Source organism: Cupriavidus sp. Agwp_2, from assembly GCF_040784895.1.
Lineage (GTDB): Bacteria > Pseudomonadota > Gammaproteobacteria > Burkholderiales > Burkholderiaceae > Cupriavidus.
On sequence record NZ_CP088083.1, the window covers coordinates 1,383,067 to 1,405,495 of the forward strand.

A 22,429-nucleotide genomic window follows, 5' to 3' on the forward strand; every position below is an offset into this window, starting at 1 on the left:
TATCCCGGATGAAGAAAAATAGCGTCAAGCATTATAGCCCAAGCCCCCAGCCCCAAGCCCGACCGGCCGCAGGTGTGGGAGGACTGCCACCCGAACAGGTGCGCGCCGCCGCAGCCGTGGCCGATTCCGAGGAACTGGAAGACCTTGCCGATGCCGTGCCGGCCAACACCGCGCCAGGCGCCGAGGCGGGGGTAACCCTGTCGCTTGAGGTGGACAGTGCCGCGCATGGCGAGCGTCTCGACAAATTGCTGGCGCGTCACTTCAGCGAATTTTCGCGCAGCCGCCTGCAGCAATGGATAGAAAGCGGGGCAGTGCGCGTCGACGGCCAGGTGCGCCGCCCGCGCGATGCGGTACAGATGGGCAACCGCATCGAGATCCAGCCGCAGGCCGCGCCGGAGTCCTCCGCCTTTGCCCCGGAGGACGTGCCGCTGGACGCGGTCTATGAGGACGACACGCTGCTGGTGATCAACAAGCCCGCCGGACTGGTGGTGCATCCGGCCGCCGGCAACTGGAGCGGAACCGTGCTCAACGGACTGCTGCATCGCGATCCCGCTGCCGTGGCGCTGCCGCGCGCGGGCATCGTGCACCGGCTCGACAAGGAAACCTCCGGCCTGATGGTAGTCGCGCGCTCGCTGACCGCGCAGACCGACCTGGTGCGCCAGTTGCAGGCGCGCACGGTCAAGCGCACGTACATTGCGCTGGTGTGGGGCCGCACCTATGACGAGGGCACCATCGATGCGCCGATCGGCCGCGACTCGCGCGAACGCACGCGCATGGCGGTCGTGCATACGGCCAGCGGCAAGCCTTCGCGCACGCATTTCCGCACGCTGGCCACGGTGCCGCTGGGCCGCGGCTTTGTCTCGATGGTGATGTGCAAGCTCGAGACCGGACGCACGCACCAGATCCGCGTGCACTTCGAATCGATCGGCCATCCGCTGGTGGGCGATCCGGTCTACTTCCGCGCGACGCAGCGCGGCCAGCGTCCGGCGATCCGCGTGCCGCTGCCGGTGCCGTTCGAGCGCCAGGCGCTGCATGCGTACAAGCTTGGGCTGGTGCATCCGGCGACCGGCCGCCACATGTCGTGGACCGCGCAGCCGCCGGCGGACCTGCAGGCGCTGATCGATGCACTCGACTTCGAAAGCGCGCAGGAAGAGGACGAGGAAGAAGCCTGGGACGAAGTGTGGGAGGGCGGTGAAGCCCACTGGGAATATGCCGGCGGGGGTGACGAGGAGGGTGACGAGGAGGGCGACGAAGATGAAGACGATGAGCGCGACGCCTGATTCTCACTGGCTGGTGCCAGACTGGCCGGCGCCGGCGCGCGTGCGCGCGCTCTCGACCACGCGCCACGGCGGCGTCAGCCAGGGACCGTACGGGCTTGCCGGCGGCGTGCCGGGCGGGCTCAACCTGGGCACGCATGTGTGCGACGATCCGTTGGACGTCGCGCGCAATCGCGAACGCCTGGCCGCGCACCTGCCGTCGATGCCGCGCTGGCTCGACCAGGTGCATGGCTGCGCCGTGGTCACCGCCGACCACGTGGCCGGTGCCGATGATCGCGCGCCGCAGGCTGATGCCAGCGTGGCGATCGCGCCGGGCCATGTCTGCGCCGTGATGACGGCGGACTGCCTGCCAGTCCTGCTGTGCGATGCGCAAGGCACCGTGGTGGGCGCCGCGCATGCCGGCTGGCGTGGCTTGTGCCATGGTGTCATCGAAGCCACGCTGGCACGCATGCAGGCCGCTTCAGGCGGCCACGGCAGGCGCTGGCTGGCCTGGCTCGGCCCGGCCATCGGCCCGGATGCGTTCGAGGTCGGTGCCGAAGTGCGCGAGGCCTTCCTGGCGCAGGCGCAGGCCGGCGAGCAAGACGCCGTCGACGCGGCGTTCCGTGCCGGTGCTCCGGGCAAATACCTGGCGGATATCTATGCGCTCGCGCGCATGCGGCTGGCACGCGCCGGCTGCACCGAGGTGTATGGCGGTGATGCCTGCACCGTCACCGACGCAGCGCGTTTCTACTCCTATCGCCGCGACGGCGTAACCGGCCGCATGGCCAGCCTGGCCTGGCTGGCCGACTGAAGCGTCATTCTTTTCTCTCCGGCGGTGTTTCCGCCACCGGCAGCGCATCGCTGCCGGCCTGCGCGGCGCGCTCGGCTTGCGCCTTGCGCCGCCGCCGCGCGGGCGTGCCCATGATGTAAAGCACCAGCGCCACCGGCGCCAGTCCATAGAACACGAACGTGGCGACGCCCGCCACCACCGTGTGCTCGGTGATCGCCATCATCAGCGCGACGTAGAGCCAGCCAATGGCCACGATGTACATAAAATTTTCATCCTTCTCGCCTATCCTGCGGAGCCTCGGCGGAGGCAGGCGCGGCATACCGTCCGGTAGGTCGGGAAGCGCGCCTCGCCGGGGCGGATTTCCACATTGACAGCGCATACGTTGCAAGGCAACAATGGCCTCAAATGTCTCGGGATCGCTGACGATTCCAAGGATTTTTGCCGGCAAGCATACCGCATGGCGTTGCCAGCCAGAGCGCCGCGGTAGCCGGTAAAAAGGGAGTTGCTATCGGGATGGGCGGAATCCGCCGCGCAAGCGCGGCGTCAGGATTCCGGCGAATTATCTGGCTAGCCTGCCCAATTCGGGTGAGGCGCGCGCCGGGTCCATCCGGATAGCATCTCCCCATGCAAAAGTGCCGGCCAGGGCAATGCCCGGAGCCGGTTCGTATAGTGACGGCAGAGAGACAATTCACATCATGGCGACCGGCAAAGGTGCGGCAGCTTCCACCCAGGAAGGCAAGTCCCAACCGTTCAAGTTCACGCCGGGGCCATTCGATCCAGCCACATGGCTGGAATGGTCCCGCCAGTGGCAGGGCACAGGAGGTAACGGCCATGCGGCCAGTGCAGGCATTCCGGGCCTGGACGCGCTGACAGGCGTGAAGATCGCCCCGGCGCAGCTGGGCGATATCCAGAAGCGCTACATGAACGACTTCGTGGCCCTGTGGCAGGCCATGGCCGAGGGTAATCCCGACGCCGCGGGCCCGTTGCATGACCGGCGCTTCGCCGGCGAGGCGTGGCGCAACAACGTGCCTTACCGCTTTGCCGCCGCGTTCTACCTGCTCAACGCACGCGCCATGACCGAACTGGCGGACGCCGTCGAGGCCGACGCCAAGACGCGCCAGCGCATCCGCTTTGCGATTTCGCAATGGGTCGATGCGATGTCGCCGGCCAATTTCCTGGTCACCAACCCCGAAGCGCAGCGGCTGCTGATCGAATCGGGCGGCGAATCGCTGCGCTCCGGCGTGCGCAACATGCTCGAGGACCTGACGCGCGGCAAGATTTCGCAGACCGACGAGACCGCGTTCGAGGTCGGCCGCAACGTTGCCGTTACCGAGGGTGCGGTGGTCTATGAAAACGAATACTTCCAGCTGCTGCAATACAAGCCGCTGACCGTCAAGGTCCACGCGCGGCCGCTGCTGCTGGTGCCGCCGTGCATCAACAAGTACTACATCCTCGACCTGCAGCCGGAAAGCTCGCTGGTGCGGCATGCGGTGGAGCAGGGTCATACCGTGTTCCTGGTGTCGTGGCGCAATCCCGATGCCAGCCTCGCGGCCTCCACCTGGGACGATTACATCGAGCACGGCGCCATCCGTGCCATCGAGGTCGCGCGCGATATCGGCGGCCAGGACCAGATCAACGTGCTGGGCTTCTGCGTGGGCGGCACCATTGTCTCGACCGCACTGGCGGTGCTGGCCGCGCGCGGCGAGCATCCGGCCTCGAGCCTGACGCTGCTGACCACGCTGCTGGATTTTGCCGACACCGGCATCCTCGACGTGTTCGTCGACGAGGCCCATGTGCAACTGCGCGAAGCCACGCTGGGTGGTGGCGCCGGCGCGCCGTGCTCGCTGCTGCGCGGGCTGGAGCTGGCCAATACGTTCTCGTTCCTGCGCCCGAACGACCTGGTGTGGAACTATGTGGTCGACAACTACCTGAAGGGCAACACGCCGGTGCCGTTCGACCTGTTGTTCTGGAATGGCGACGCCACCAACCTGCCTGGCCCGTGGTACTGCTGGTACCTGCGCCACACCTACCTGCAGGATGAACTGAAGGTGCCCAACAAGCTGACCGTGTGCAACGTGCCGGTTGACCTGGGCAGCATCGACACGCCGACGTATCTCTACGGCTCGCGCGAGGACCACATCGTGCCGTGGACCGCCGCCTATGCCTCGACCGCGCTGCTCAAGAACAACGTGCGTTTCGTGCTGGGGGCGTCCGGGCATATCGCCGGCGTGATCAACCCGCCGGCCAAGAACAAGCGCAGCCACTGGACCAACGACAAGCTGGCGGCCTCGCCGCAGCAGTGGCTGGCCGATGCCACCGAGCACCACGGCAGCTGGTGGCCGGACTGGATGGCATGGCTCGCCGGCCATGCCGGCGCCAAGCGCGCCGCGCCCGCCGAGTACGGCAACGCGCGCTATCCCGTGATCGAACCCGCGCCTGGGCGTTACGTCAAAGCCAAGGCATGATGCTTGCATGACGGCCGGGCCGCCACACCGGGCGGCGCCGGCCGCCGCGCAGGCTTTCCATTTCCATTGAAAGGACTACACCATGACTGACGTTGTCATCGTTTCCGCGGCCCGTACCGCAGTAGGCAAGTTTGGCGGATCGCTGGCCAAGATCCCGGCACCGGAACTGGGCGCCGTGGTCATCAAGGCCGCGCTGGAGCGCGCCGGCATCAAGCCGGAACAAGTCAGCGAAGTGATCATGGGCCAGGTGCTGACCGCCGGCTCGGGCCAGAACCCGGCGCGCCAGGCGTCGATCAAGGCCGGCCTGCCGGCCATGGTGCCGGCGATGACCATCAACAAGGTTTGCGGCTCGGGCCTGAAGGCCGTGATGCTGGCGGCCAATGCCATTGCTGCCGGCGACGCCGAGATCGTGGTGGCCGGCGGCCAGGAAAACATGAGCGCCGCGCCGCACGTGCTGCCGGGCTCGCGCGACGGCTTCCGCATGGGCGACACCAAGCTGGTCGACACCATGATCGTCGACGGCCTGTGGGATGTGTACAACCAGTATCACATGGGCATTACCGCCGAGAACGTCGCCAAGGAATACGGCATCACGCGCGAGGCGCAGGATGAATTCGCGGTCAGCTCCCAGAACAAGGCCGAGGCCGCGCAAAAGGCCGGCAGGTTCGATGAGGAAATCGTGCCGGTGCTGATCCCGCAGCGCAAGGGCGACCCGGTCGCGTTCAAGACCGACGAGTTTGTCCGCCAGGGCGCCACGCTGGACAGCATGTCCGGCCTGAAGCCCGCCTTCGACAAGGCCGGCTCGGTGACCGCGGCCAACGCCTCGGGCCTGAACGACGGCGCCGCCGCGGTGGTGGTGATGTCGGCCGCCAAGGCCAAGGAACTGGGCCTGACGCCGCTGGCCACGATCAAGAGCTTCGCCAACGCAGGCGTCGATCCCAAGGTGATGGGCATGGGCCCGGTGCCGGCTTCCAAGCGCGCGCTGTCGCGTGCCGGCTGGACGCCGCAGGACCTCGACCTGATGGAAATCAACGAGGCCTTCGCCGCGCAGGCGCTGGCGGTGCACCAGCAGATGGGCTGGGATACCTCCAAGGTCAACGTCAACGGTGGCGCCATCGCCATTGGTCACCCGATCGGTGCATCGGGCTGCCGTATCCTGGTGACGCTGCTGCACGAAATGAAGCGCCGCGACGCCAAGAAGGGCCTGGCCTCGCTGTGCATCGGCGGCGGCATGGGCGTGGCGCTGGCGGTTGAGCGCAACTGATCCGCACCTGAGCTGACATTACGCGGCAACAAATCAGCAGTAGGCCGGGCCAGCGGTCCGCGCGGGCCCGGCAACGATAACGAAGAGCCAATCAAGGAGTGGACATGACTCAGCGCATTGCGTATGTGACCGGCGGCATGGGCGGCATCGGGACCGCTATTTGCCAGCGCCTGGCCAAGGATGGCTTTCGTGTGGTGGCCGGCTGCGGCCCCAATTCGCCGCGCCGTGAGAAGTGGATCGAGCAGCAGAAGGCGCTCGGCTTCGATTTCGTTGCCTCGGAAGGCAACGTCGCCGACTGGGACTCGACCAAGACCGCCTTCGACAAGGTCAAGGCCGAGGTCGGCGAGGTCGATGTGCTGATCAATAACGCCGGCATCACGCGTGACGTGGTCTTCCGCAAGATGACGCGCGCCGACTGGGATGCGGTGATCGACACCAACCTGACCTCGCTGTTCAACGTCACCAAGCAGGTGATCGACGGCATGGTCGACCGCGGCTGGGGCCGGATCGTCAATATCTCGTCGGTGAACGGCCAGAAGGGCCAGTTTGGCCAGACCAACTACTCCACCGCCAAGGCCGGCCTGCACGGTTTCACCATGTCGTTGGCGCAGGAAGTGGCGACCAAGGGCGTGACGGTCAATACCGTTTCGCCGGGCTATATTGCCACCGACATGGTCAAGTCGATCCGCCAGGATGTGCTCGACAAGATCGTCGGCACGATCCCGGTGAAGCGCCTGGGCGAGCCGGAAGAGATCGCATCGATCTGCGCCTGGCTGTCTTCCGATGAGTCCGGTTTCTCCACCGGCGCCGACTTCTCGCTGAACGGCGGCCTGCACATGGGCTGACCTGCCGGCGTGATCGGCAACCGCGCCGGCGGCCGCTTTTTGCGGTGCAGCCAGCGCGGCGCACAAGGCGGCGGACGTTTCGTTTCGCTGTCTCTTTCGCGGGCCGCAACGGCCCGCGAATCGTTTCTGCGCGGTGGTTTATTTGCTGTTCTTGCGCCGGTTTACCGGGTTTTCCTTAAGCTGGGTCGCTTTTCTTAGTGCTTTGTTGGGCATAGAATCAGGGCAGCGGCGCAGCCAGCACCATAGTCGTGCAGCGCGGCCCTCGCGGGGGCGAGGTGGCGAAGCCGCAACGCGCAGCCATGCGCGCACAGGCCGCGGCAGCCGACACGACAACCACAGATGGCGCAGGCGGTACCGATTTGCGCACTGCACCCCATGCGGTGCAGCAGCGCGCAAACAGCGACGACACAAGGACAGAGCACCGATGGCCACGACCAAAAAAGGCGCAGAGCGACTGATCAAGAAGTATCCCAACCGCAGGCTCTACGACACCCAGACCAGCACCTACATCACCCTGGCTGACGTGAAGCAGCTGGTCATGGATTCCGAAGAATTCAAGGTCGTTGACGCCAAGTCGGGGGACGAACTGACCCGCAGCATCCTGCTGCAGATCATCCTTGAAGAAGAGACGGGCGGCGTGCCGATGTTCTCCAGTGCCATGCTGTCGCAGATCATCCGTTTCTACGGCCATGCCATGCAGGGCATGATGGGCACCTACCTGGAAAAGAACATCCAGGCGTTTATCGATATCCAGAACAAGCTGGCCGAGAACTCCAAGGGCCTGTATTCCGGCGAAGCCTTCAGCCCCGACATGTGGTCGCAGTTCATGAACATGCAGGGCCCGATGATGCAGGGAATGATGAGCAACTACATCGAGCAGAGCAAGAACCTGTTCGTGCAGATGCAGGAACAGATGCAGAGCCAGGCCAAGAATATGTTCGGGACGTTCCCGTTCAACCAGCCGGACAAGAAGTAAGCGATGTGGCGGCGGGCCGCCTGGCCTGCCGTATTCCCTGTGCGCTGTCGATGAAAACCTCCGGCGTGCAGCGCAGCGGCCAAAGCGGTTAAAATGCCGACCTCCTGAACTGGCGGCTCATTTGCGGACTCGCCTGCAAAGCGCGAATCCCGATGCCTTCCAGAATCCACCGTCATTGCCATCTGCGTGCCCGCGAAGCCGGCGTGCGCCGCCTCGCGCACTCCCGAGTATGAGCCGCCTATTCCTCGCTCCGATGGAGGGGCTTGCGGACTATGTATTGCGTGACGTGCTGACGGGCCCGGGCGGCTACGACGGCTGTGTGTCAGAGTTTGTCCGGGTGACGGGCTCCCTGCTTCCCGCGCGTGTCTATGAGCGGGATACGCCCGAAACCCTGCAGGGTGGCTACACCCGCAGCGGCACACCGATGGTGATCCAGCTGCTGGGCAGCGACCCCGAATGGCTGGCGCGCAATGCGGCCTATGCCGCAACCCTGTCGCCGCATGGCATCGACCTGAACTTCGGCTGCCCGGCGAAGGTGGTCAACCGGCATGGCGGCGGCGCCATGCTGCTTGGGCAACCTGAGCTGCTGAACCGCATCGTTGCCGCAGTACGGGCCGCGGTGCCGGCGCATATCGCCGTGACGGCCAAGATGCGGCTGGGTATTTCCGATACGGCGCTCGCGCTGGACTGCGCCACCGCGCTGGCGGAGGGTGGGGCGGCATCGCTGGTGGTGCATGCCCGCACGCGCGACGACGGTTATCGGCCGCCTGCGCATTGGGAGTGGATCGCGCGGATCGCAGAGGCCATCGATGTTCCGGTCATTGCCAATGGCGATGTCTGGACCGTTGCCGACTGGGAACGCTGTCGCGCCGTGACCGGCTGCGACGATGTGATGATCGGGCGCGGCGCGGTCTCCGATCCTTTCCTGGCCCAGCGCATCCGCGGGCAGATGGAGAGCACGCCGTCCGCCGCCGAATGGCCGCTGGTGCTGCGCCAGATCTCGCTTTACCTGAAGAAGCTGCACGAACGGATCTCGTCCTGCCATGAGCACGGACGGGTCAAGCTGTGGCTCAGCTACCTGAAGCGGACCTGGCCGGAGGCCGTCGAACTACATGCCGCGATCCGGCGCGTGCATGACTCGGCCGAGATCGGTCGCCTGCTGCTAAGTGTCCCCGGCGCCTCTCCGATTCCTCACTGAGCAACCCGCCGCTGACCAGGCGACAAGTGTGGCGTCAGGCGCCGGCAAAACATGGCGAAAGGGTAAAATATGCGATTGGCCTGCACCGCCTGGCGTCCGATCGCCCGCGCGATAACCGGATATACTCCGCCCCGCCTGCCCCACATTCGTATTGCACCGTGAAAAACCCTTCAGAATCAACGACCCAGAAAGACCATAGTCCGCGCGTGGGATTCGTTTCGCTCGGCTGTCCCAAGGCCCTGGTCGACTCCGAGCAGATCATTACCCAACTCCGCGCCGAGGGCTATGCCATCAGCGGCACCTATGACGGCGCCGACCTGGTGGTGGTCAATACCTGCGGCTTTATCGACGAGGCCGTGCAGGAAAGCCTGGACGCCATCGGCGAGGCGCTGACCGAGAACGGCAAGGTCATCGTGACTGGCTGCCTTGGCGCCAAGAAGGACGCGGCGGGACACGACATCGTGTCTTCAGTGCATCCCAAGGTACTGGCCGTGACCGGCCCGCATGCGCTTGGCGAGGTGATGCAGGCTGTGCACACGCACCTGCCGAAGCCGCACGACCCGTTCACCGACCTGGTGCCGGCCGCCGGCATCAAGCTGACGCCCAAGCATTACGCCTACCTGAAGATTTCCGAGGGCTGCAACCACCGCTGCTCGTTCTGCATCATCCCGTCGATGCGTGGCGACCTGGTCTCGCGCCCGGTGGCGGAAGTCATGCTGGAGGCCGAGAACCTGTTCAAGGCCGGCGTCAAGGAACTACTGGTGATCTCGCAGGACACCAGCGCCTATGGCGTCGACGTCAAGTACCGCACCGGCTTCTGGAACGGCCGCCCGCTCAAGACCCGCATGACCGAACTGGTGGCGGCGCTGGGCGAGCTGGCCGCGCAGTATGGCGCCTGGGTGCGCCTGCACTATGTCTACCCATACCCGCACGTCGACGAGATCATCCCGCTGATGTCGCAGGGCCACGTGCTGCCGTACCTGGACGTGCCGCTGCAGCACGCCCACCCGGACGTGCTCAAGCGCATGAAGCGCCCGGCCAACGCCGAAAAGACCATGGATCGCATCCGCGCATGGCGCGAGATCTGCCCCGAGCTGACCATCCGCAGCACCTTTATCGCCGGCTTCCCGGGCGAGACCGAGGCCGAGTTCCAGACGCTGCTGGACTTTATCGCCGAGGCGGAGCTGGACCGTGTCGGCTGCTTTGCGTACTCGCCGGTGGAAGGTGCCACCGCCAACGACCTGCCGGGCGCGCTGCCCGACGAGGTGCGCGAGGAGCGCCGCGCGCGCTTCATGGAAGTGGCCGAGGAAGTGTCCGCGCGCCGCCTGCAGCGCAAGGTCGGCCAGACCCTGCGCGTGCTGGTCGACGAGGTCAACCAGGACGGCGGCATCGGCCGTTCCTCGGCGGATGCGCCGGAAATCGACGGCCTGGTCTATATCGCGCCGCCGGAGCGTACTTCGCAGCGCTACCGCGCGGGCGAGTTTGTCGACGTGAAGATCACCGGCGCCGACGGCCACGACCTGTGGGGCGAGGTCTGAGCTAGTCCTGCCGGACGAGTTGGACCCGGCGTCGATTAGGTAAAAGTACGATCGTTCGTTTTGGCGGATGCACCGTTATACTGTGCGGTGCAACATACCTCCTGGAGACAAGTCATGACGCGTGAAGTCGTAGTGGTGAGCGGTGTCCGTACCGCGATCGGGACCTTTGGTGGCAGCCTGAAGGACGTGGCGCCGGCAGAACTGGGCGCGCTGGTCGTGCGCGAGGCACTGGCCCGCGCGCAGGTGTCCGGCGACGACGTCGGCCACGTGGTGTTCGGCAACGTGATCCAGACCGAGCCGCGTGACATGTACCTGGGCCGCGTCGCCGCGGTCAACGGTGGGGTTTCGGTCAACGCGCCCGCGCTGACCGTGAACCGCCTGTGCGGCTCGGGCCTGCAGGCCATCGTCAGCGCCGCGCAGACCATCCTGCTGGGCGATGCCGACGTGGCCATCGGTGGCGGGGCCGAAAGCATGAGCCGTGCCCCGTACCTGGCGCCGGCAGCTCGCTGGGGCGCCCGCATGGGCGATGCCGGCCTGGTCGACATGATGCTGGGTGCGCTGCATGACCCGTTCCACCGCATCCATATGGGCGTGACCGCCGAGAACGTTGCCAAGGAATACGATATTTCGCGTAGCCAGCAGGACGAGGCCGCGCTGGAATCGCACCGCCGCGCCTCCGCCGCGATCAAGGCCGGGTACTTCAAGGACCAGATCGTCCCGGTGGTGAGCAAGGGCCGCAAGGGCGACGTCACCTTCGATACCGACGAGCACGTGCGCCATGACGCCACCATTGACGACATGACCAAGCTCAAGCCGGTCTTCGTCAAGGAAAACGGCACGGTCACGGCCGGCAATGCCTCGGGACTGAACGACGCCGCCGCCGCGGTGGTGATGATGGAGCGTGCCGAGGCCGAGCGCCGGGGCCTCAAGCCGCTGGCTCGCCTGGTGTCGTACGGCCATGCCGGTGTCGATCCCAAGACCATGGGCATCGGCCCGGTGCCGGCGACCAGGATCGCGCTGGAACGCGCCGGCCTGCAGGTGTCGGACCTGGACGTGATCGAGGCCAACGAAGCCTTTGCCGCGCAGGCTTGCGCCGTGACCAAAGCCCTGGGACTGGATCCGGCCAAGGTCAACCCGAACGGTTCGGGCATCTCGCTGGGCCATCCGATCGGCGCAACCGGCGCGCTGATCACGGTCAAGGCGCTGTACGAGCTGCAACGCGTGCAAGGCCGCTACGCCCTGGTGACCATGTGCATCGGCGGCGGGCAGGGCATTGCCGCCATCTTCGAACGGATCTGAGGTTCGCCTTGCGCCGTGTGTTGCTGAAATCGTCTGTCCCGGCGCTGGCCGCCGTGCTCGCCCTGACGGGCGCGGCGCAGGCCGCACCAGCGACCGAGTTGTCGACCGGCCCCGTCGGGGCCGTGTCGGGTGTTGGCGAAGGCCTCGGCATCAACCAGGCCATCCGCGATGGCGAGGCCAGGCGTGGCACGGCGCTGTCGACCGGCGCGCCCAGGGCGCTGGCACCGCGCGCTGAGTATTCCTCGCTGCCGGTCTATGTCGGCAAGGTCGGCGACCAGCCGGTGCGGCTGCGGCTCGGTCCCAAGCCCGACGAGCGCGACAGCGTGCGCGGGGAATATACCGGCCGTGGCGCCGGTGTGCGTCTGCTTGCCGGCGAATGGGAAAACGGGGCTTTCCTGATGGAAGAGTCCGACGACGGTACGCGCGTATCGGGCAACTGGGAGGGCAATATCGACGCCAGCGGTGCGGTACGCGGCACCTGGACCGATGCCTTCAATCCGGCCATCGTGCTGCCGTTCTTTATCCGCCCGCTGGGCGCGCTGGTCATTCCCCCGTTCGACATGACGCCCAACAGTGGCGTTACCTACGCGCCGCCGCCGCCCAGGTCGTCGATCTCCGGCTGGTAGCCGCGCACAATCCTCTCGCGAAATCCTCGGGTACCTCCTTGCATGCAGTACGGACCGCCACCGTACCCGGTGGCGCGGCAGGCATTTGCTGGTAAGCTCGGAGGCTCACCGAGTCTCATTCCTGGCCGGACAGCGTGATGCCCGCTTGGCATCGCAGCAGGGCCGGCCAGCAGCCAGCAAGGAATCCGCCGTGTCCGATTCGCCGTCCGACAAGCCCGCATCCCGCCCCCATTACCTGCAGACCGTCGCGGTCCAGCCCGAGCTGGACATCGCATCCGGCTTTGCTTCGTTCTCGCCCGCCACCCACCGTGGCTCCACCGTGGTGTTCCGCAACCTGGCCGAACTGCGTGCGCAGGGCGACGGCGCCACCACTTACTGGCGCTACGGCCTGCACGCCACCCCGACCAGCGAGGCACTTTGCCAGCACCTGGCGTTGCTCGAAGGCGCGCGCCATACCTTGCTGCTGCCTTCGGGGCTGGCGGGGATTTCACTGGTCTACTTCGCACTGCTCAAGAGCGGTGACGACGTGCTGGTGCCGCACAACGTCTACGGGCCCAACCGCGACCATGGCGAATGGCTGGCACGCGACTACGGCGTGTCGGTGCGCTACTACGATCCGATGGACGTTGCCGGCATGGCCGCGATGATCCGTCCCGACACGCGCCTGATCTGGATGGAGTCCCCGGGTTCGGTGACGATGGAGGTGCCGGACAGCGATGCCATCGTCGCCGCTGCGCAGGCGCATGGCGTGCTGACGGCAATCGACAACACCTGGTCGGGTGGCGTCTACTTCCGCCCCTTCGACAAGGGCATCGATATCTCGGTGCAGGCGCTGACCAAGTACCAGTCTGGCGGCAGCGATGTGCTGATGGGCGCGGTGTTGACCCGCGACGATGCGCTGCACGACCGCCTGCGGCGCACCCGCATGCTGATGGGCTGGGGCGTGTCCGCCGACGATTGCCACCTGGTGCTGCGCGGGCTGCCAAGCCTGCCGGTGCGGTTGGCGGCGCATGACCGCGGCGCGCGCGAAATCGCCGAATGGCTGCGCCAGCGGCCCGAAGTGGCGCGCGTGCTCCATCCCGCGCTGCCCGACTGTCCGGGCCATGCCAACTGGCGGCGCGACTTTACCGGCGCCACCGGCCTGTTCGCCATCATCCTGCGCGCGCGCTACTCGCGCCAGCAGGTCGATGCCTTCGTCGAGGCGCTGCAGTTGTTCGCGATCGGCTGGTCATGGGGTGGCGCGCACAGCCTGGCCGTGCCCTATCACGTGCAGGGCATGCGTCCGGCTGGCACCTGGCCGCCCGCCGGCTGGCAAGACACCGGCGAACTGGTGCGGCTCTATATCGGCCTGGAAGACACGCGCGACCTGATCGCCGACCTGCGCCAGGCGATGGAGGCGAAGCTGGACGCGGTGTAAGGGCTGTAAGACAGGGCGGGGCGCAGGCGCGCCCCGCGCCGCTTCAGGCAGGCTTGCGCAGTGCCAGGTTGAGCTGGTCGACCACTTCGGCCCAGTCGGCGTCGTCGAGCAGCTCGTCGTGCAGCAGCGCGGATTGGGCCGGCGTCCAGAATGATGCCTCCGCCAGCTCCACATCGTCTGGCAGCGGCGCATGCTGGCCGATAAAGCTGCGGATGCTGGCTTCATCGGAAGCCAGTCCGAGTTGTGCGAACAGTTCGGAAAACTGGTGGAAGGTAGGTTCCATGGCGGTCGGGTTCGATGATTGGGGGCTCATGTAGTGTAGGCGAGCCCCCGCCCAGCCGCCGGCGCTTAGCGGACGTCGGCGCCGGACATCGGCTTGGCGCTGGCAGCGGCCGCCGTCGTCACGGCAGCACGCGGCATCGCCCAGACCGACTCGGCCGGGCCGCTGCGCGCGCGCCGCAGGGTGGCGCGCGCGAGGGCGACAAAGCCCGCCGCCAGCGCGATGGCGCCGAGGTCGAAGCCGGCGATGATCCAGTGCCCGCTGGGAATGCTGTGCAGCAGGTGGTCGCCGGTCAGGATGGCGTTGGCCACCGGAACGGTGAGCGCCGCCAGCGCCGCCACGTAAAGCAGCTCGATCGCTCCGCGTACCGGCGGGCGCAGCGCCGCCCACGCACAGGCGATGCCGAACGCCGTGAAGTAGGTGTAGCTCACCGCGCGCTCGGGCCACAGCAGCGCCGCCGGGAAGCACAGCGCCACGCCGATGCAGCAGCCGATGCAGACGCCCACAGTCGCCTGCGCCAGCAGGCGGTGCACGCGCGGCTGCTCGGCCTGGCGCAGCTTGCGCCGCGACTCGATCCACAGCAGGTTGCCCGAGTAGAACAGGAACGCACCAGCCAGGCCCGCCAGCAGGTAGACCAGCCGCACTGGCAGTTCGCCAAAGGTGCCGAAGTGCAGGGCGTACAGCGCGCTGTAGAGCCCGTGGTTGCTGTCGCGCGTGCCGGCAGTCTGGTTGGCGGTCAGCTGGCCAGCGTTGGGCTCGCCCTGCGCGGCGTGGATGCCGACCGAGCCGAGATTGCCGAGCGCCCTGGTGCTGGTGCCGCGCACCTCCACCACGGCATTGGCGTCGCCAAAGCGCTGGAAGCGGAATGACTCGGGCGTGAAGCGTTCGCCGCCATGCTGTTGCGCGATCTGCACCAGGCTCGCGGTGGGCATCGTAGGCACCGCGCGACCGGCGGCAGCCACCTCGGGCACCGCGGTGGTGGCGCGCGGCACCGCTTCGAACAGGCGGCCGTCGAAGGTCAGCGTATTGAACACCATCATCAGCACCAGCGACAGGCAGAACAGTGCGCCGGTGATGGCAAAGATCAAATGGAACGGCAGGCTGAACAGTCCCAGCACGTTGTGCGCGTCCATCCAGAAGCGCTTGAGGTTGCGGCCCGGTCGCACCGCGAGCAGGTCTTTCTTGAGGCGCGGCAGGTGCAGCAGCACGCCCGACACCAATGCCAGCCCATACAGCACCGAGATCGCGCCCATGAAGTAGATGCCGCCGACCGGGATGCCGAGCGAATAGTGCAGGCTGTTCAGGAACGCCGACAATTCCCCGATCACGTGGTCGCGCGACGTATCGCGCTGCATCGCGGCGTCGCCGGCCAGGCGCGCGTCGGTGGTCATCTGCCATTCGCCGGCCTTGTCCTGCCAGTAGGCGGCGATATTGGGCTCGCCTTCGGACGGCATGATCACGTAGGCGCTGGCGGCAGCCTCAGGATGGATCGCCACCAGCTTGTGCATGAAGCGATCGACCGCGGCCGGGTCGGCCTTGGCCTCGACCGGCGCATTGCCTTTCAGGCGCGTCGGCGATTGCCAGACGTGCAGCTCGTGGTGGAACACGGTCACGGCGCCGGCAAAGAAAGCGATGAACAGGGCCCAGCCGGCCATCAGGCCGACCCAGGTATGCAGCGTCTGGTACAGGCGCAGGGTTGCGGTTTTCATGATGGTGTTCTCAGGAGACAGGCAGTGCGGCCGGGGCCAGGCCCGCCAGGCGAAGCGCCCACAGCGCGCCGAAGCCGAGCAGGTTGGCACCCCCAAGCCACAGCCAGGCCGAGCGGCTGGTGCGGAACAGCAGGCTGCAACTGATGATGGTCACCCACACTGGCAGGCAAGCCACGACCGCGGCGACGATGCCGGTTTCCCAGCCGCCGGGCAGCCACAGGATCGACAGCGTGCACAGCAGGACGGCGAGGGGCAGGCCGAGCAGGGTGCCTGCCAGCCACTTGGTGCCCATGGTATCGGTGGCGGCGTTCATGCCTGCTGCCCCCCTTGCCCTGTACGCACCATTTGGCCCTGAGCCGCCTGGCGCTTGCGTTGGGCATAAATGCCGACGAAAGGCCAGGCCGACAGTGCGCAGGGCACCGTCGCCAGGCTGGCGGCGACCGCCACCGGCCAGCCGTTGGTCGTGCTCCACAGCCAGGTGCTGGCGATTACCAGCGCCAGGCCCAGCCAGCCAAATAGGCGCGGCCGCGGGCCGCGTCCGGGCGGCAGCAGGACCTGGTTAGGCGCAGCCAGGTACAGGCACGCAGCCGCGGCCAGGCCCAGGAAAACGGCCAGAACTTGCATGAGGGGAAATGTCAGTGAATCAAAACATTAATGGTAATGATTCGCATTTGTCACTGCAAGCGGAATGTTGGAGAGCGGGGTCGAAACATGATGCAGCCGCCACCCCGCAAGAAAAGTACGATGTGGCGGCGCCACGTAACCGGCGCTGCGGGCCGATTGTGAATTTTCAGTGGGGGAACAGCGCCAGCAGCCCGTCCAGCCCGACGTGATTGAACGCCACGCTGGCCTGCGCGCGCACCACCGGCTTGGCGCGGAAGGCCACCGACAGGCCGGCAACCGCCATCATCTTGAGGTCGTTGGAGCCGTCGCCCATGACGATGGCCTGGTCCGGCGTGGCGCCGATCTGCGCGCAGACTTCCTGCACGGTACGGGCCTTGACGTCGGCGTTGACGATCTCGCCGACCACGTTGCCGGTCAGCTTGCCGTCGACGATCTCCAGCGTGTTGGCGCGGGTGAAGTCCAGCTTCAGGCGCGGCTTGAGCTGGTCGGTGAAGTGGACGAAGCCGCCGGACACCAGCAGCGTCTTGATGCCCAGCGCCTGCACGGCCTGCAGCATGCGTTCGGCACCCGGCGACAGGCGCAGGCGCTCGGCATAGACGCGGTCGAGCACGCTGGCGTCCAGGCCCTTGAGCAGCGCCACGCGGCGGCGCAGGCTTTCGTTGAAGTCGGTGATCTCGCCGCGCATCGCCGCTTCGGTGATGGCGGAGACTTCGGCCTTGAGGCCGCAGAAATCCGCGATCTCGTCGATGCACTCGATCGTGATCAGGGTCGAGTCCATGTCCATCGCCACCAGGCGGAAGTCCGTCAGCTTGCGCCCGGCCGGCACCACGGCCCAGTCGATCGCGCGCGGACCGCAGAAATCGTCCAGCGCATCGCGCAGCGCCGGCGTCAGCGGCGCGCATTCCTCGGCGGCGGCCACGGTGTCGCTGCGCGGCACCAGTTCGGAGGCGCGGGCGAGGGTGCGGACGGTGTCGAGGTCGGCGGCGGGAAGCGGGGCGGTGCTCTGGAGGATCAGGGGCATGACAGGTGAGGATCGGGCGCGTGCAGCATGGCAGGCAAGCAGGGCGGCAACGCGGAAAAACCGCTATTGTAGCCGCCCCGGCCGACTAGCTGCGCGCTGTCCGGAGGCTCAGCGCTGCGCCATCACCATGTAGTCCACCGTCAGGTTGGACAGCGCGCGCACGCCGTTGATCAGCGCCGGCTCGTCCACATAGAACTCGGGCGAGTGATTGGAGGGCGCCTTGGTCACATCCTGGCCCTTCGGCGTCACACCCAGGTTGAAGAACAGGCCGGGGGAGCAAACCAGCGGCGTCGAAGCTGGTCAGGCCACGCGCAGGCTATCCACCACCTTGTGCAGGAACCCCTCGCACGCCGCCAGCTGCTCCAGCGCGACAAACTCGTCCGGCTTGTGCGCCTGCTGGATATCGCCAGGCCCGCACACCACCGCCGGAATACCCGCGCGCTGGAACAGACCGGCCTCGGTGCCATAGGCGACCTTGTTGGTATCGCGGTCCGCCGTCAGCGCCCGCACCAGCTGCGTGATCGCGGCCTGCTCGGCAACGTCCAGCGACGGCGCGGCGGCGATCTTGTTCAGCGTCAGGTCGGCATCGGCATGCTCGGCGCGCATCTTCGGCAGCAGCACGTCGTTGGCGTAGGCATGGATGCGCGCGTAGATGGCTTCCGGATCCACGCCCGGCAGATTGCGGAACTCGAACACGAACTCGCATAGCGCCGGGATGGTATTGAGCGCGATGCCGCCCTGGATCGTGCCGGTCTGCGCGGTGGTGTAGGGCACGTCGAAGGCCTGGTCGTAAGGGCCGTTAGCCTTGAACTCATCGGCGATATCGCGGATGAAGCAGATCAGCCGCGCCGCGTATTCGATGGCATTGACGCCGCGCGGCGTCAGCGACGAGTGCGCGGCCTGCCCTTTGACGCAGCAGCGGTAGGCATTGATGCCCTTGTGCGCGACGATCACGCGCATGCTGGTCGGCTCGCCGACGATGCAGCCGCCGGGCGTCACGCCGCGCTCGCGCAGTTCGGCCAGCAGGTAGGGCGCGCCCATGCAGCCGATCTCTTCATCGAAGGAGAGGGCGTAGTGCACCGGCTCGCGCAGCTTCGCGTCGAGGATGGCCGGCAGCAGCGACAGGCTGGTGCCGATGAAGCCCTTCATGTCGCAGGTGCCGCGGCCATACAGCTTGCCGTCGCGGATCGCCGGCTTGAACGGATCGGTGGTCCAGTTCTGGCCGTCCACCGGCACCACGTCGGTGTGGCCCGACAGCACGATGCCGCCGTTGGTGTCGCCATTGGCGGCGGGCACCGTGACGAACAGGTTGGCCTTGTCCTGCTGCGGGTTGTAGCTCAGATGCGGCTTCAATCCCCTGGCCAGGAAGTGGTCGCGCACGGACTCGATCAGGCCGAGGTTGGAGTGGCGGCTGGTGGTGTCGTACGCGACCAGCCGCTGGGTCCATTCGAGCGCGCTGCCGCGCGCGGCGGGTTCATTGGCGGTCTGGCTGGCGGTGGCTCGGGCTGGCATGGGGGCGCTATCGCTGACTTGTCAAGGATCCGATGCTACACCCGGGTGCGCGCAGAGTCCATGCGATGCCTCAGGCCAGTTGCCGCAGCGTCTGCTTGATCGTCTGCGCGCGTACCGTCACGTCCGGCATCTTCGCCTCGATGCGCAGCTTGTCTTGCCCGGCCAGCTTGATATGCCGGTTCTTCTGCACCAGGTCGATGATGCGCATGGCATCGATCGGCGGGTTGGGCACGAACTGCACGCTGATGGTGGCTTCGCCCGCGTCGATCTTGCGCACGCCCAGCGGCGCCGCGGCGATGCGCAGCCGGTGCGTTTCCACCAGCGCCTGCGCCTGCGCCGGCAGCCGGCCGAAGCGGTCGATCAGTTCTTCCTGGATATCGTCGACACGCTCGGCGGTCTCGCAGTTGGCCAGGCGCTTGTACAGCGACAGGCGTTCATGCACGTCGCCGCAATAGTCATTGGGCAGCAGTGCCGGCGTGCCGAGGTTGATCTCGGTGGTGGCCGCCAGCGGTGCCATCAGGTCGGGCTCCTTGCCTGCCTTCAGCGCCTTGACGGCATGGTTGAGCATGTCGGTGTAGAGCTGGAAGCCGATTTCGTGGATCTCGCCCGACTGCTTGTCGCCCAGCACCTCGCCGGCGCCGCGGATTTCCAGGTCGTGCATGGCCAGGTAGAAGCCCGAGCCCAGCTCCTCCATCTGCTGGATCGCTTCCAGCCGGCGCTGCGCCTGCTTGGTCAGACCGTCGACATCATGCACCAGCAGGTAGGCATAGGCCTGGTGGTGCGAACGCCCGACGCGGCCGCGCAGCTGGTGCAGCTGCGCCAGCCCGAACTTGTCGGCGCGGTGGATCAGGATGGTGTTGGCGGTCGGCACGTCGATGCCGGTCTCGATGATGGTCGTGCACAGCAGGATGTTGTCGCGGCGCGAGACGAAGTCGCGCATCACGCGCTCCAGCTCGCGCTCGTGCATCTGGCCGTGCGCCACCGCGATGCGTGCCTCGGGCACCAGCTCGGCCAGCCTGGCGCGCTTGTTCTCGATGGTCTCGACCTCGTTGTGCAGGAAGTAGATCTGGCCGCCGCGCTTGAGCTCGCGCAGGATGGCCTCGCGGATCACGCCGTCTTCCTCGCGGCGCACGAAGGTCTTGATCGCCAGCCGCTTCTGCGGCGCGGTGGCGATCACGGAGAAATCGCGCAGGCCTTCCAGTGCCATGCCCAGGGTGCGCGGGATTGGCGTGGCGGTCAGCGTCAGGATGTCGACCTCGGCGCGCAGCGTCTTCAGCGCTTCCTTCTGGCGCACGCCGAAGCGGTGTTCCTCGTCGATGATGACCAGGCCCAGGCGCTGGAATTTGACCTGGTCGGACAGGATCTTGTGCGTGCCGATGACGATGTCGACGGTGCCTTCGTTGATCTGCTTGATGGCCGCGTCGATTTCCTTCTTGGTCTTGAAGCGCGACAGTTCTACGATGCGCACCGGCCATTCGGCGAAGCGGTCCGACAGCGTCTGGAAATGCTGCTCGGCCAGCAGCGTGGTCGGCGCGAGCATTGCCACCTGCTTGCCACCCAGCACCGCGACGAAGGCGGCCCGCAGCGCCACCTCGGTCTTGCCGAAGCCGACGTCGCCACACACCAGCCGGTCCATCGGCTTGCCCGAGGTCATGTCGGCAATCACCGCGGCAATGGCGGCGGCCTGGTCCGGCGTTTCCTCGAAGCCGAAGCTCTCGGCAAAGGTCTCATAGTCCTTCGGCGAGAGCGGGAAGGCAAAGCCCTCGCGCGCGGCGCGGCGCGCGTAAAGGTTGAGCAACTCGGCGGCGGTATCGCGGATCTGCTGCGCTGCCTTGCGCTTGGCCTTGTCCCACTGGCCCGAGCCCAGGTGGTGCAGCGGCGCGGTGTCCGGATCGGCGCCGGAGTAGCGCGAGATCACATGCAGCTGGTGCACCGGGACATACAGCTTGCTGCTCTTGTCGTATTCGAGGTGCAGGAATTCCTCGTCGCCCTGGCCCATGTCGAGCGACACCAGGCCATGGTAGCGGCCGATGCCGTGCTCGCTGTGCACCACCGGGTCGCCGATCTTCAGTTCGGCCAGGTCGCGCACCATCGAGTCGACGGCGGTTGCCTGCTCCTGCTTGCGGCGGCCGGCGCGGCGCGCGGTGCCGGCGTACAGCTCGGCTTCGGTCACGAAGGCCAGTTGCCCATGTGGTAGCGCAATGGGCAGCGCGAAGCCGCTCCCCAGCGGCGCCACCGCGATCGAGAAGTGCGATTCGCCGGCAAGGAACGCGGCAAAGTCGTCCACCGGCTGCGGGCGCAGGCCGCTTTCGGCAAACAGCTGCAGCAGCGTCTCGCGCCGGCCGGCGGAGTCGGCGCACATCAGCACGCGGGTCTGCTTGTCGAGCAGCAGCGCTTCCAGGTTGACCAGCGGATCGTCGGCACGACGGTTGACCGAGACATCGGGCAGGATCGCAGAGAACGGCGTCTGGTCCGCGCCTGGCTCCGTCTGCAGCACCAGCCGCGCCATCGGCTTGGCGCCGACGAAGAACTGCTCCTCGGACAGGAACAGGTCGGCCGGCGGCAGCAGCGGGCGCTCGCGGTCGTGCCGCATGAAGTTATAGCGCTGTGTGGTGTCGGCCCAGAAGCGGCGGATCGCTTCATCGATGTTGCCCGCGAAGGCGAGTTGCGTATCCGCGGGCAGGTAGTCGAACAGCGTCGCGCTGTCTTCGAAAAACAGCGGCAGGTAGTACTCGATGCCAGCCGACGGCACGCCATTGCCGATGTCCTTGTAGATCGGCGACTTGGTCGGGTCGCCCTCGAAGACTTCGCGCCAGCGGCCTCGGAACGCGGTACGCGCGGCTTCGTCGAGCGGGAACTCGCGGCCCGGCAGCAGGCGCACTTCCTTGACCGGGTACAGGCTGCGCTGCGTGTCCGGGTCGAACGCGCGGATGGTCTCGATCTCGTCGCCGAACAGGTCGATCCGGTACGGCAGCGCGGAGCCCATCGGGTACAGGTCGATCAGGCCGCCGCGCACGCTGTATTCGCCGGGGCGCATCACGGCGCTGACGTGCTCGTAGCCGGCCAGCGTGAACTGCGCCTTCAGCGCGGCTTCGTCCAGGCGCTCGCCCTGCTTGAAGAAGAAGGTGTAGGCCGCCAGGAAGGACGGCGGCGCCAGCCGGTACAGCGCGGTGCTGGCCGGCACCAGCATCACGTCGCATTGCCCGCCCTGGATGTCGTGCAGCGTGGCCAGGCGTTCGGAGACCAGGTCCTGGTGCGGCGAGAAGCTGTCGTAGGGCAGCGTTTCCCAGTCGGGCAGCAGGCGCACGCGCAACTCGGGTGCGAACCAGGGGATTTCCTCCGCCAGGCGCTGGGCGTCGACGGCATTGGCGCACACCACTGCCAGCATCGGCACGCGTTCGCGATGCCGGCGCGCGTACGCGGCAATGGCCAGTGCATCGGCGGAGCCACGCAGGCCGGCCACGGTGTGGCGCAGGCCGGGCTTGACCAGCGGCAGGTTGACGAAGGGTAGGGAGGGCGTAACGTCGGGCATGTCGGCAACGGGCGTTCAAAACGACAACACCCCGCCGGCGATGCGGGCGGGGGTCGGACAGAATGCTGCGGGCATGG

General features: G+C 66.9%; 19 protein-coding genes and 1 pseudogene. 11 read left to right on the forward strand and 9 right to left on the reverse strand.

The window, feature by feature from the left end:
• Positions 1–8: 8 nt before the first annotated feature.
• Positions 9–1,280: an RluA family pseudouridine synthase gene (locus LPA45_RS06465; protein ID WP_116321057.1), complete on the forward strand. Its 1,272-nt coding sequence runs from the start codon at positions 9–11 to the stop codon at positions 1,278–1,280.
• Positions 1,264–2,067, forward strand: a complete 804-nt coding sequence (gene pgeF, locus LPA45_RS06470) for a peptidoglycan editing factor PgeF (RefSeq protein ID WP_317922666.1) — start codon at positions 1,264–1,266, stop codon at positions 2,065–2,067. The genes LPA45_RS06465 and pgeF overlap by 17 nt, the downstream gene beginning before the upstream one ends.
• A gap of 4 nt (positions 2,068–2,071) precedes the next feature.
• Here the strand turns inward: pgeF and LPA45_RS06475 are convergent, their stop codons facing one another.
• Positions 2,072–2,308, reverse strand: a complete 237-nt coding sequence (locus tag LPA45_RS06475; protein WP_317922644.1) for a hypothetical protein — start codon at positions 2,306–2,308, stop codon at positions 2,072–2,074.
• A 433-nt stretch (positions 2,309–2,741) separates the two neighbouring features.
• On the opposite strand from LPA45_RS06475, the gene phaC reads away from it, so the two are divergent.
• From phaC to LPA45_RS06520, 9 genes are all read left to right on the forward strand, one after another.
• Positions 2,742–4,511: a class I poly(R)-hydroxyalkanoic acid synthase gene (phaC, locus tag LPA45_RS06480; RefSeq protein WP_317922642.1), complete on the forward strand. Its 1,770-nt coding sequence runs from the start codon at positions 2,742–2,744 to the stop codon at positions 4,509–4,511.
• 82 nt (positions 4,512–4,593) lie between these two features.
• Positions 4,594–5,775 (forward strand): acetyl-CoA C-acetyltransferase, encoded by a 1,182-nt coding sequence (locus tag LPA45_RS06485; protein ID WP_317922640.1) that lies wholly within the window; start codon positions 4,594–4,596, stop codon positions 5,773–5,775.
• Between the two features lie 104 nt (positions 5,776–5,879).
• Positions 5,880–6,620, forward strand: a complete 741-nt coding sequence (locus LPA45_RS06490; protein WP_116321053.1) for a 3-ketoacyl-ACP reductase — start codon at positions 5,880–5,882, stop codon at positions 6,618–6,620.
• A gap of 424 nt (positions 6,621–7,044) precedes the next feature.
• The gene (gene phaR, locus LPA45_RS06495; RefSeq protein WP_022534503.1) at positions 7,045–7,596 is read left to right on the forward strand and encodes a polyhydroxyalkanoate synthesis repressor PhaR; all 552 of its coding nucleotides are present in this window, start codon (positions 7,045–7,047) and stop codon (positions 7,594–7,596) included.
• 229 nt (positions 7,597–7,825) lie between these two features.
• Complete coding sequence (locus LPA45_RS06500; protein ID WP_317922635.1) at positions 7,826–8,794, forward strand: tRNA-dihydrouridine synthase; 969 nt, start codon at positions 7,826–7,828, stop codon at positions 8,792–8,794.
• A 158-nt stretch (positions 8,795–8,952) separates the two neighbouring features.
• Entirely contained in the window at positions 8,953–10,332 is a 1,380-nt protein-coding gene (gene rimO / locus LPA45_RS06505; protein WP_116321051.1) for a 30S ribosomal protein S12 methylthiotransferase RimO, read from the forward strand.
• A gap of 114 nt (positions 10,333–10,446) precedes the next feature.
• On the forward strand, positions 10,447–11,631 hold the full coding sequence (bktB, locus tag LPA45_RS06510) for a beta-ketothiolase BktB (RefSeq protein ID WP_116321050.1): 1,185 nt from the start codon (positions 10,447–10,449) through the stop codon (positions 11,629–11,631).
• Between the two features lie 44 nt (positions 11,632–11,675).
• Positions 11,676–12,257: a hypothetical protein gene (locus LPA45_RS06515; protein WP_376790640.1), complete on the forward strand. Its 582-nt coding sequence runs from the start codon at positions 11,676–11,678 to the stop codon at positions 12,255–12,257.
• A 190-nt stretch (positions 12,258–12,447) separates the two neighbouring features.
• Positions 12,448–13,674 carry a cystathionine beta-lyase gene (locus LPA45_RS06520; protein WP_317922630.1) on the forward strand — a complete coding sequence of 409 codons (1,227 nt, stop codon included), beginning with the start codon at positions 12,448–12,450 and terminating at the stop codon, positions 13,672–13,674.
• Positions 13,675–13,717: 43 nt separating this feature from the next.
• On the opposite strand, the gene LPA45_RS06525 is transcribed toward LPA45_RS06520, so the two are convergent.
• The 8 genes and pseudogenes from LPA45_RS06525 to mfd form a co-directional block, all read right to left on the reverse strand.
• The gene (locus tag LPA45_RS06525) at positions 13,718–13,957 is read right to left on the reverse strand and encodes a DUF2789 domain-containing protein (RefSeq protein WP_317922629.1); all 240 of its coding nucleotides are present in this window, start codon (positions 13,955–13,957) and stop codon (positions 13,718–13,720) included.
• A 65-nt stretch (positions 13,958–14,022) separates the two neighbouring features.
• Complete coding sequence (locus LPA45_RS06530; protein WP_317922627.1) at positions 14,023–15,663, reverse strand: PepSY domain-containing protein; 1,641 nt, start codon at positions 15,661–15,663, stop codon at positions 14,023–14,025.
• Positions 15,664–15,673: 10 nt separating this feature from the next.
• Positions 15,674–15,976 (reverse strand): hypothetical protein, encoded by a 303-nt coding sequence (locus tag LPA45_RS06535; RefSeq protein WP_116321047.1) that lies wholly within the window; start codon positions 15,974–15,976, stop codon positions 15,674–15,676.
• A complete protein-coding gene (locus LPA45_RS06540; protein WP_116321046.1) occupies positions 15,973–16,287 on the reverse strand; it encodes a hypothetical protein in 315 nt (104 codons plus the stop codon). Before LPA45_RS06540 ends, LPA45_RS06535 begins: the two co-directional genes overlap by 4 nt.
• 166 nt (positions 16,288–16,453) lie before the next feature.
• Positions 16,454–17,308, reverse strand: a complete 855-nt coding sequence (serB, locus tag LPA45_RS06545) for a phosphoserine phosphatase SerB (protein WP_317922625.1) — start codon at positions 17,306–17,308, stop codon at positions 16,454–16,456.
• A 108-nt stretch (positions 17,309–17,416) separates the two neighbouring features.
• Positions 17,417–17,581, reverse strand: a pseudogene (locus LPA45_RS06550) (amidohydrolase); the annotation flags it as partial.
• A 27-nt stretch (positions 17,582–17,608) separates the two neighbouring features.
• Complete coding sequence (gene argE / locus LPA45_RS06555; protein WP_317922623.1) at positions 17,609–18,820, reverse strand: acetylornithine deacetylase; 1,212 nt, start codon at positions 18,818–18,820, stop codon at positions 17,609–17,611.
• 70 nt (positions 18,821–18,890) lie between these two features.
• Positions 18,891–22,352, reverse strand: a complete 3,462-nt coding sequence (mfd, locus tag LPA45_RS06560; protein ID WP_116321043.1) for a transcription-repair coupling factor — start codon at positions 22,350–22,352, stop codon at positions 18,891–18,893.
• Between the last annotated feature and the right edge of the window lie 77 nt (positions 22,353–22,429).

What these genes read in the sequence shown, in the direction of transcription:
- LPA45_RS06500 (WP_317922635.1), top strand. Translation starts at nt 7,826, where the DNA reads ATGAGCCGCCTATTCCTCGCTCCGATGGAGGGGCTTGCGGACTATGTA.
- LPA45_RS06485 (WP_317922640.1), top strand. Translation starts at nt 4,594, where the DNA reads ATGACTGACGTTGTCATCGTTTCCGCGGCCCGTACCGCAGTAGGCAAG.
- phaC (WP_317922642.1), top strand. Translation starts at nt 2,742, where the DNA reads ATGGCGACCGGCAAAGGTGCGGCAGCTTCCACCCAGGAAGGCAAGTCC.
- argE (WP_317922623.1), bottom strand. Translation starts at nt 18,820, where the DNA reads ATGCCAGCCCGAGCCACCGCCAGCCAGACCGCCAATGAACCCGCCGCG.
- LPA45_RS06540 (WP_116321046.1), bottom strand. Translation starts at nt 16,287, where the DNA reads ATGCAAGTTCTGGCCGTTTTCCTGGGCCTGGCCGCGGCTGCGTGCCTG.
- mfd (WP_116321043.1), bottom strand. Translation starts at nt 22,352, where the DNA reads ATGCCCGACGTTACGCCCTCCCTACCCTTCGTCAACCTGCCGCTGGTC.
- LPA45_RS06535 (WP_116321047.1), bottom strand. Translation starts at nt 15,976, where the DNA reads ATGAACGCCGCCACCGATACCATGGGCACCAAGTGGCTGGCAGGCACC.
- LPA45_RS06465 (WP_116321057.1), top strand. Translation starts at nt 9, where the DNA reads ATGAAGAAAAATAGCGTCAAGCATTATAGCCCAAGCCCCCAGCCCCAA.
- LPA45_RS06525 (WP_317922629.1), bottom strand. Translation starts at nt 13,957, where the DNA reads ATGGAACCTACCTTCCACCAGTTTTCCGAACTGTTCGCACAACTCGGA.
- LPA45_RS06475 (WP_317922644.1), bottom strand. Translation starts at nt 2,308, where the DNA reads ATGTACATCGTGGCCATTGGCTGGCTCTACGTCGCGCTGATGATGGCG.
- bktB (WP_116321050.1), top strand. Translation starts at nt 10,447, where the DNA reads ATGACGCGTGAAGTCGTAGTGGTGAGCGGTGTCCGTACCGCGATCGGG.
- LPA45_RS06490 (WP_116321053.1), top strand. Translation starts at nt 5,880, where the DNA reads ATGACTCAGCGCATTGCGTATGTGACCGGCGGCATGGGCGGCATCGGG.
- pgeF (WP_317922666.1), top strand. Translation starts at nt 1,264, where the DNA reads ATGAGCGCGACGCCTGATTCTCACTGGCTGGTGCCAGACTGGCCGGCG.
- serB (WP_317922625.1), bottom strand. Translation starts at nt 17,308, where the DNA reads ATGCCCCTGATCCTCCAGAGCACCGCCCCGCTTCCCGCCGCCGACCTC.
- phaR (WP_022534503.1), top strand. Translation starts at nt 7,045, where the DNA reads ATGGCCACGACCAAAAAAGGCGCAGAGCGACTGATCAAGAAGTATCCC.
- LPA45_RS06530 (WP_317922627.1), bottom strand. Translation starts at nt 15,663, where the DNA reads ATGAAAACCGCAACCCTGCGCCTGTACCAGACGCTGCATACCTGGGTC.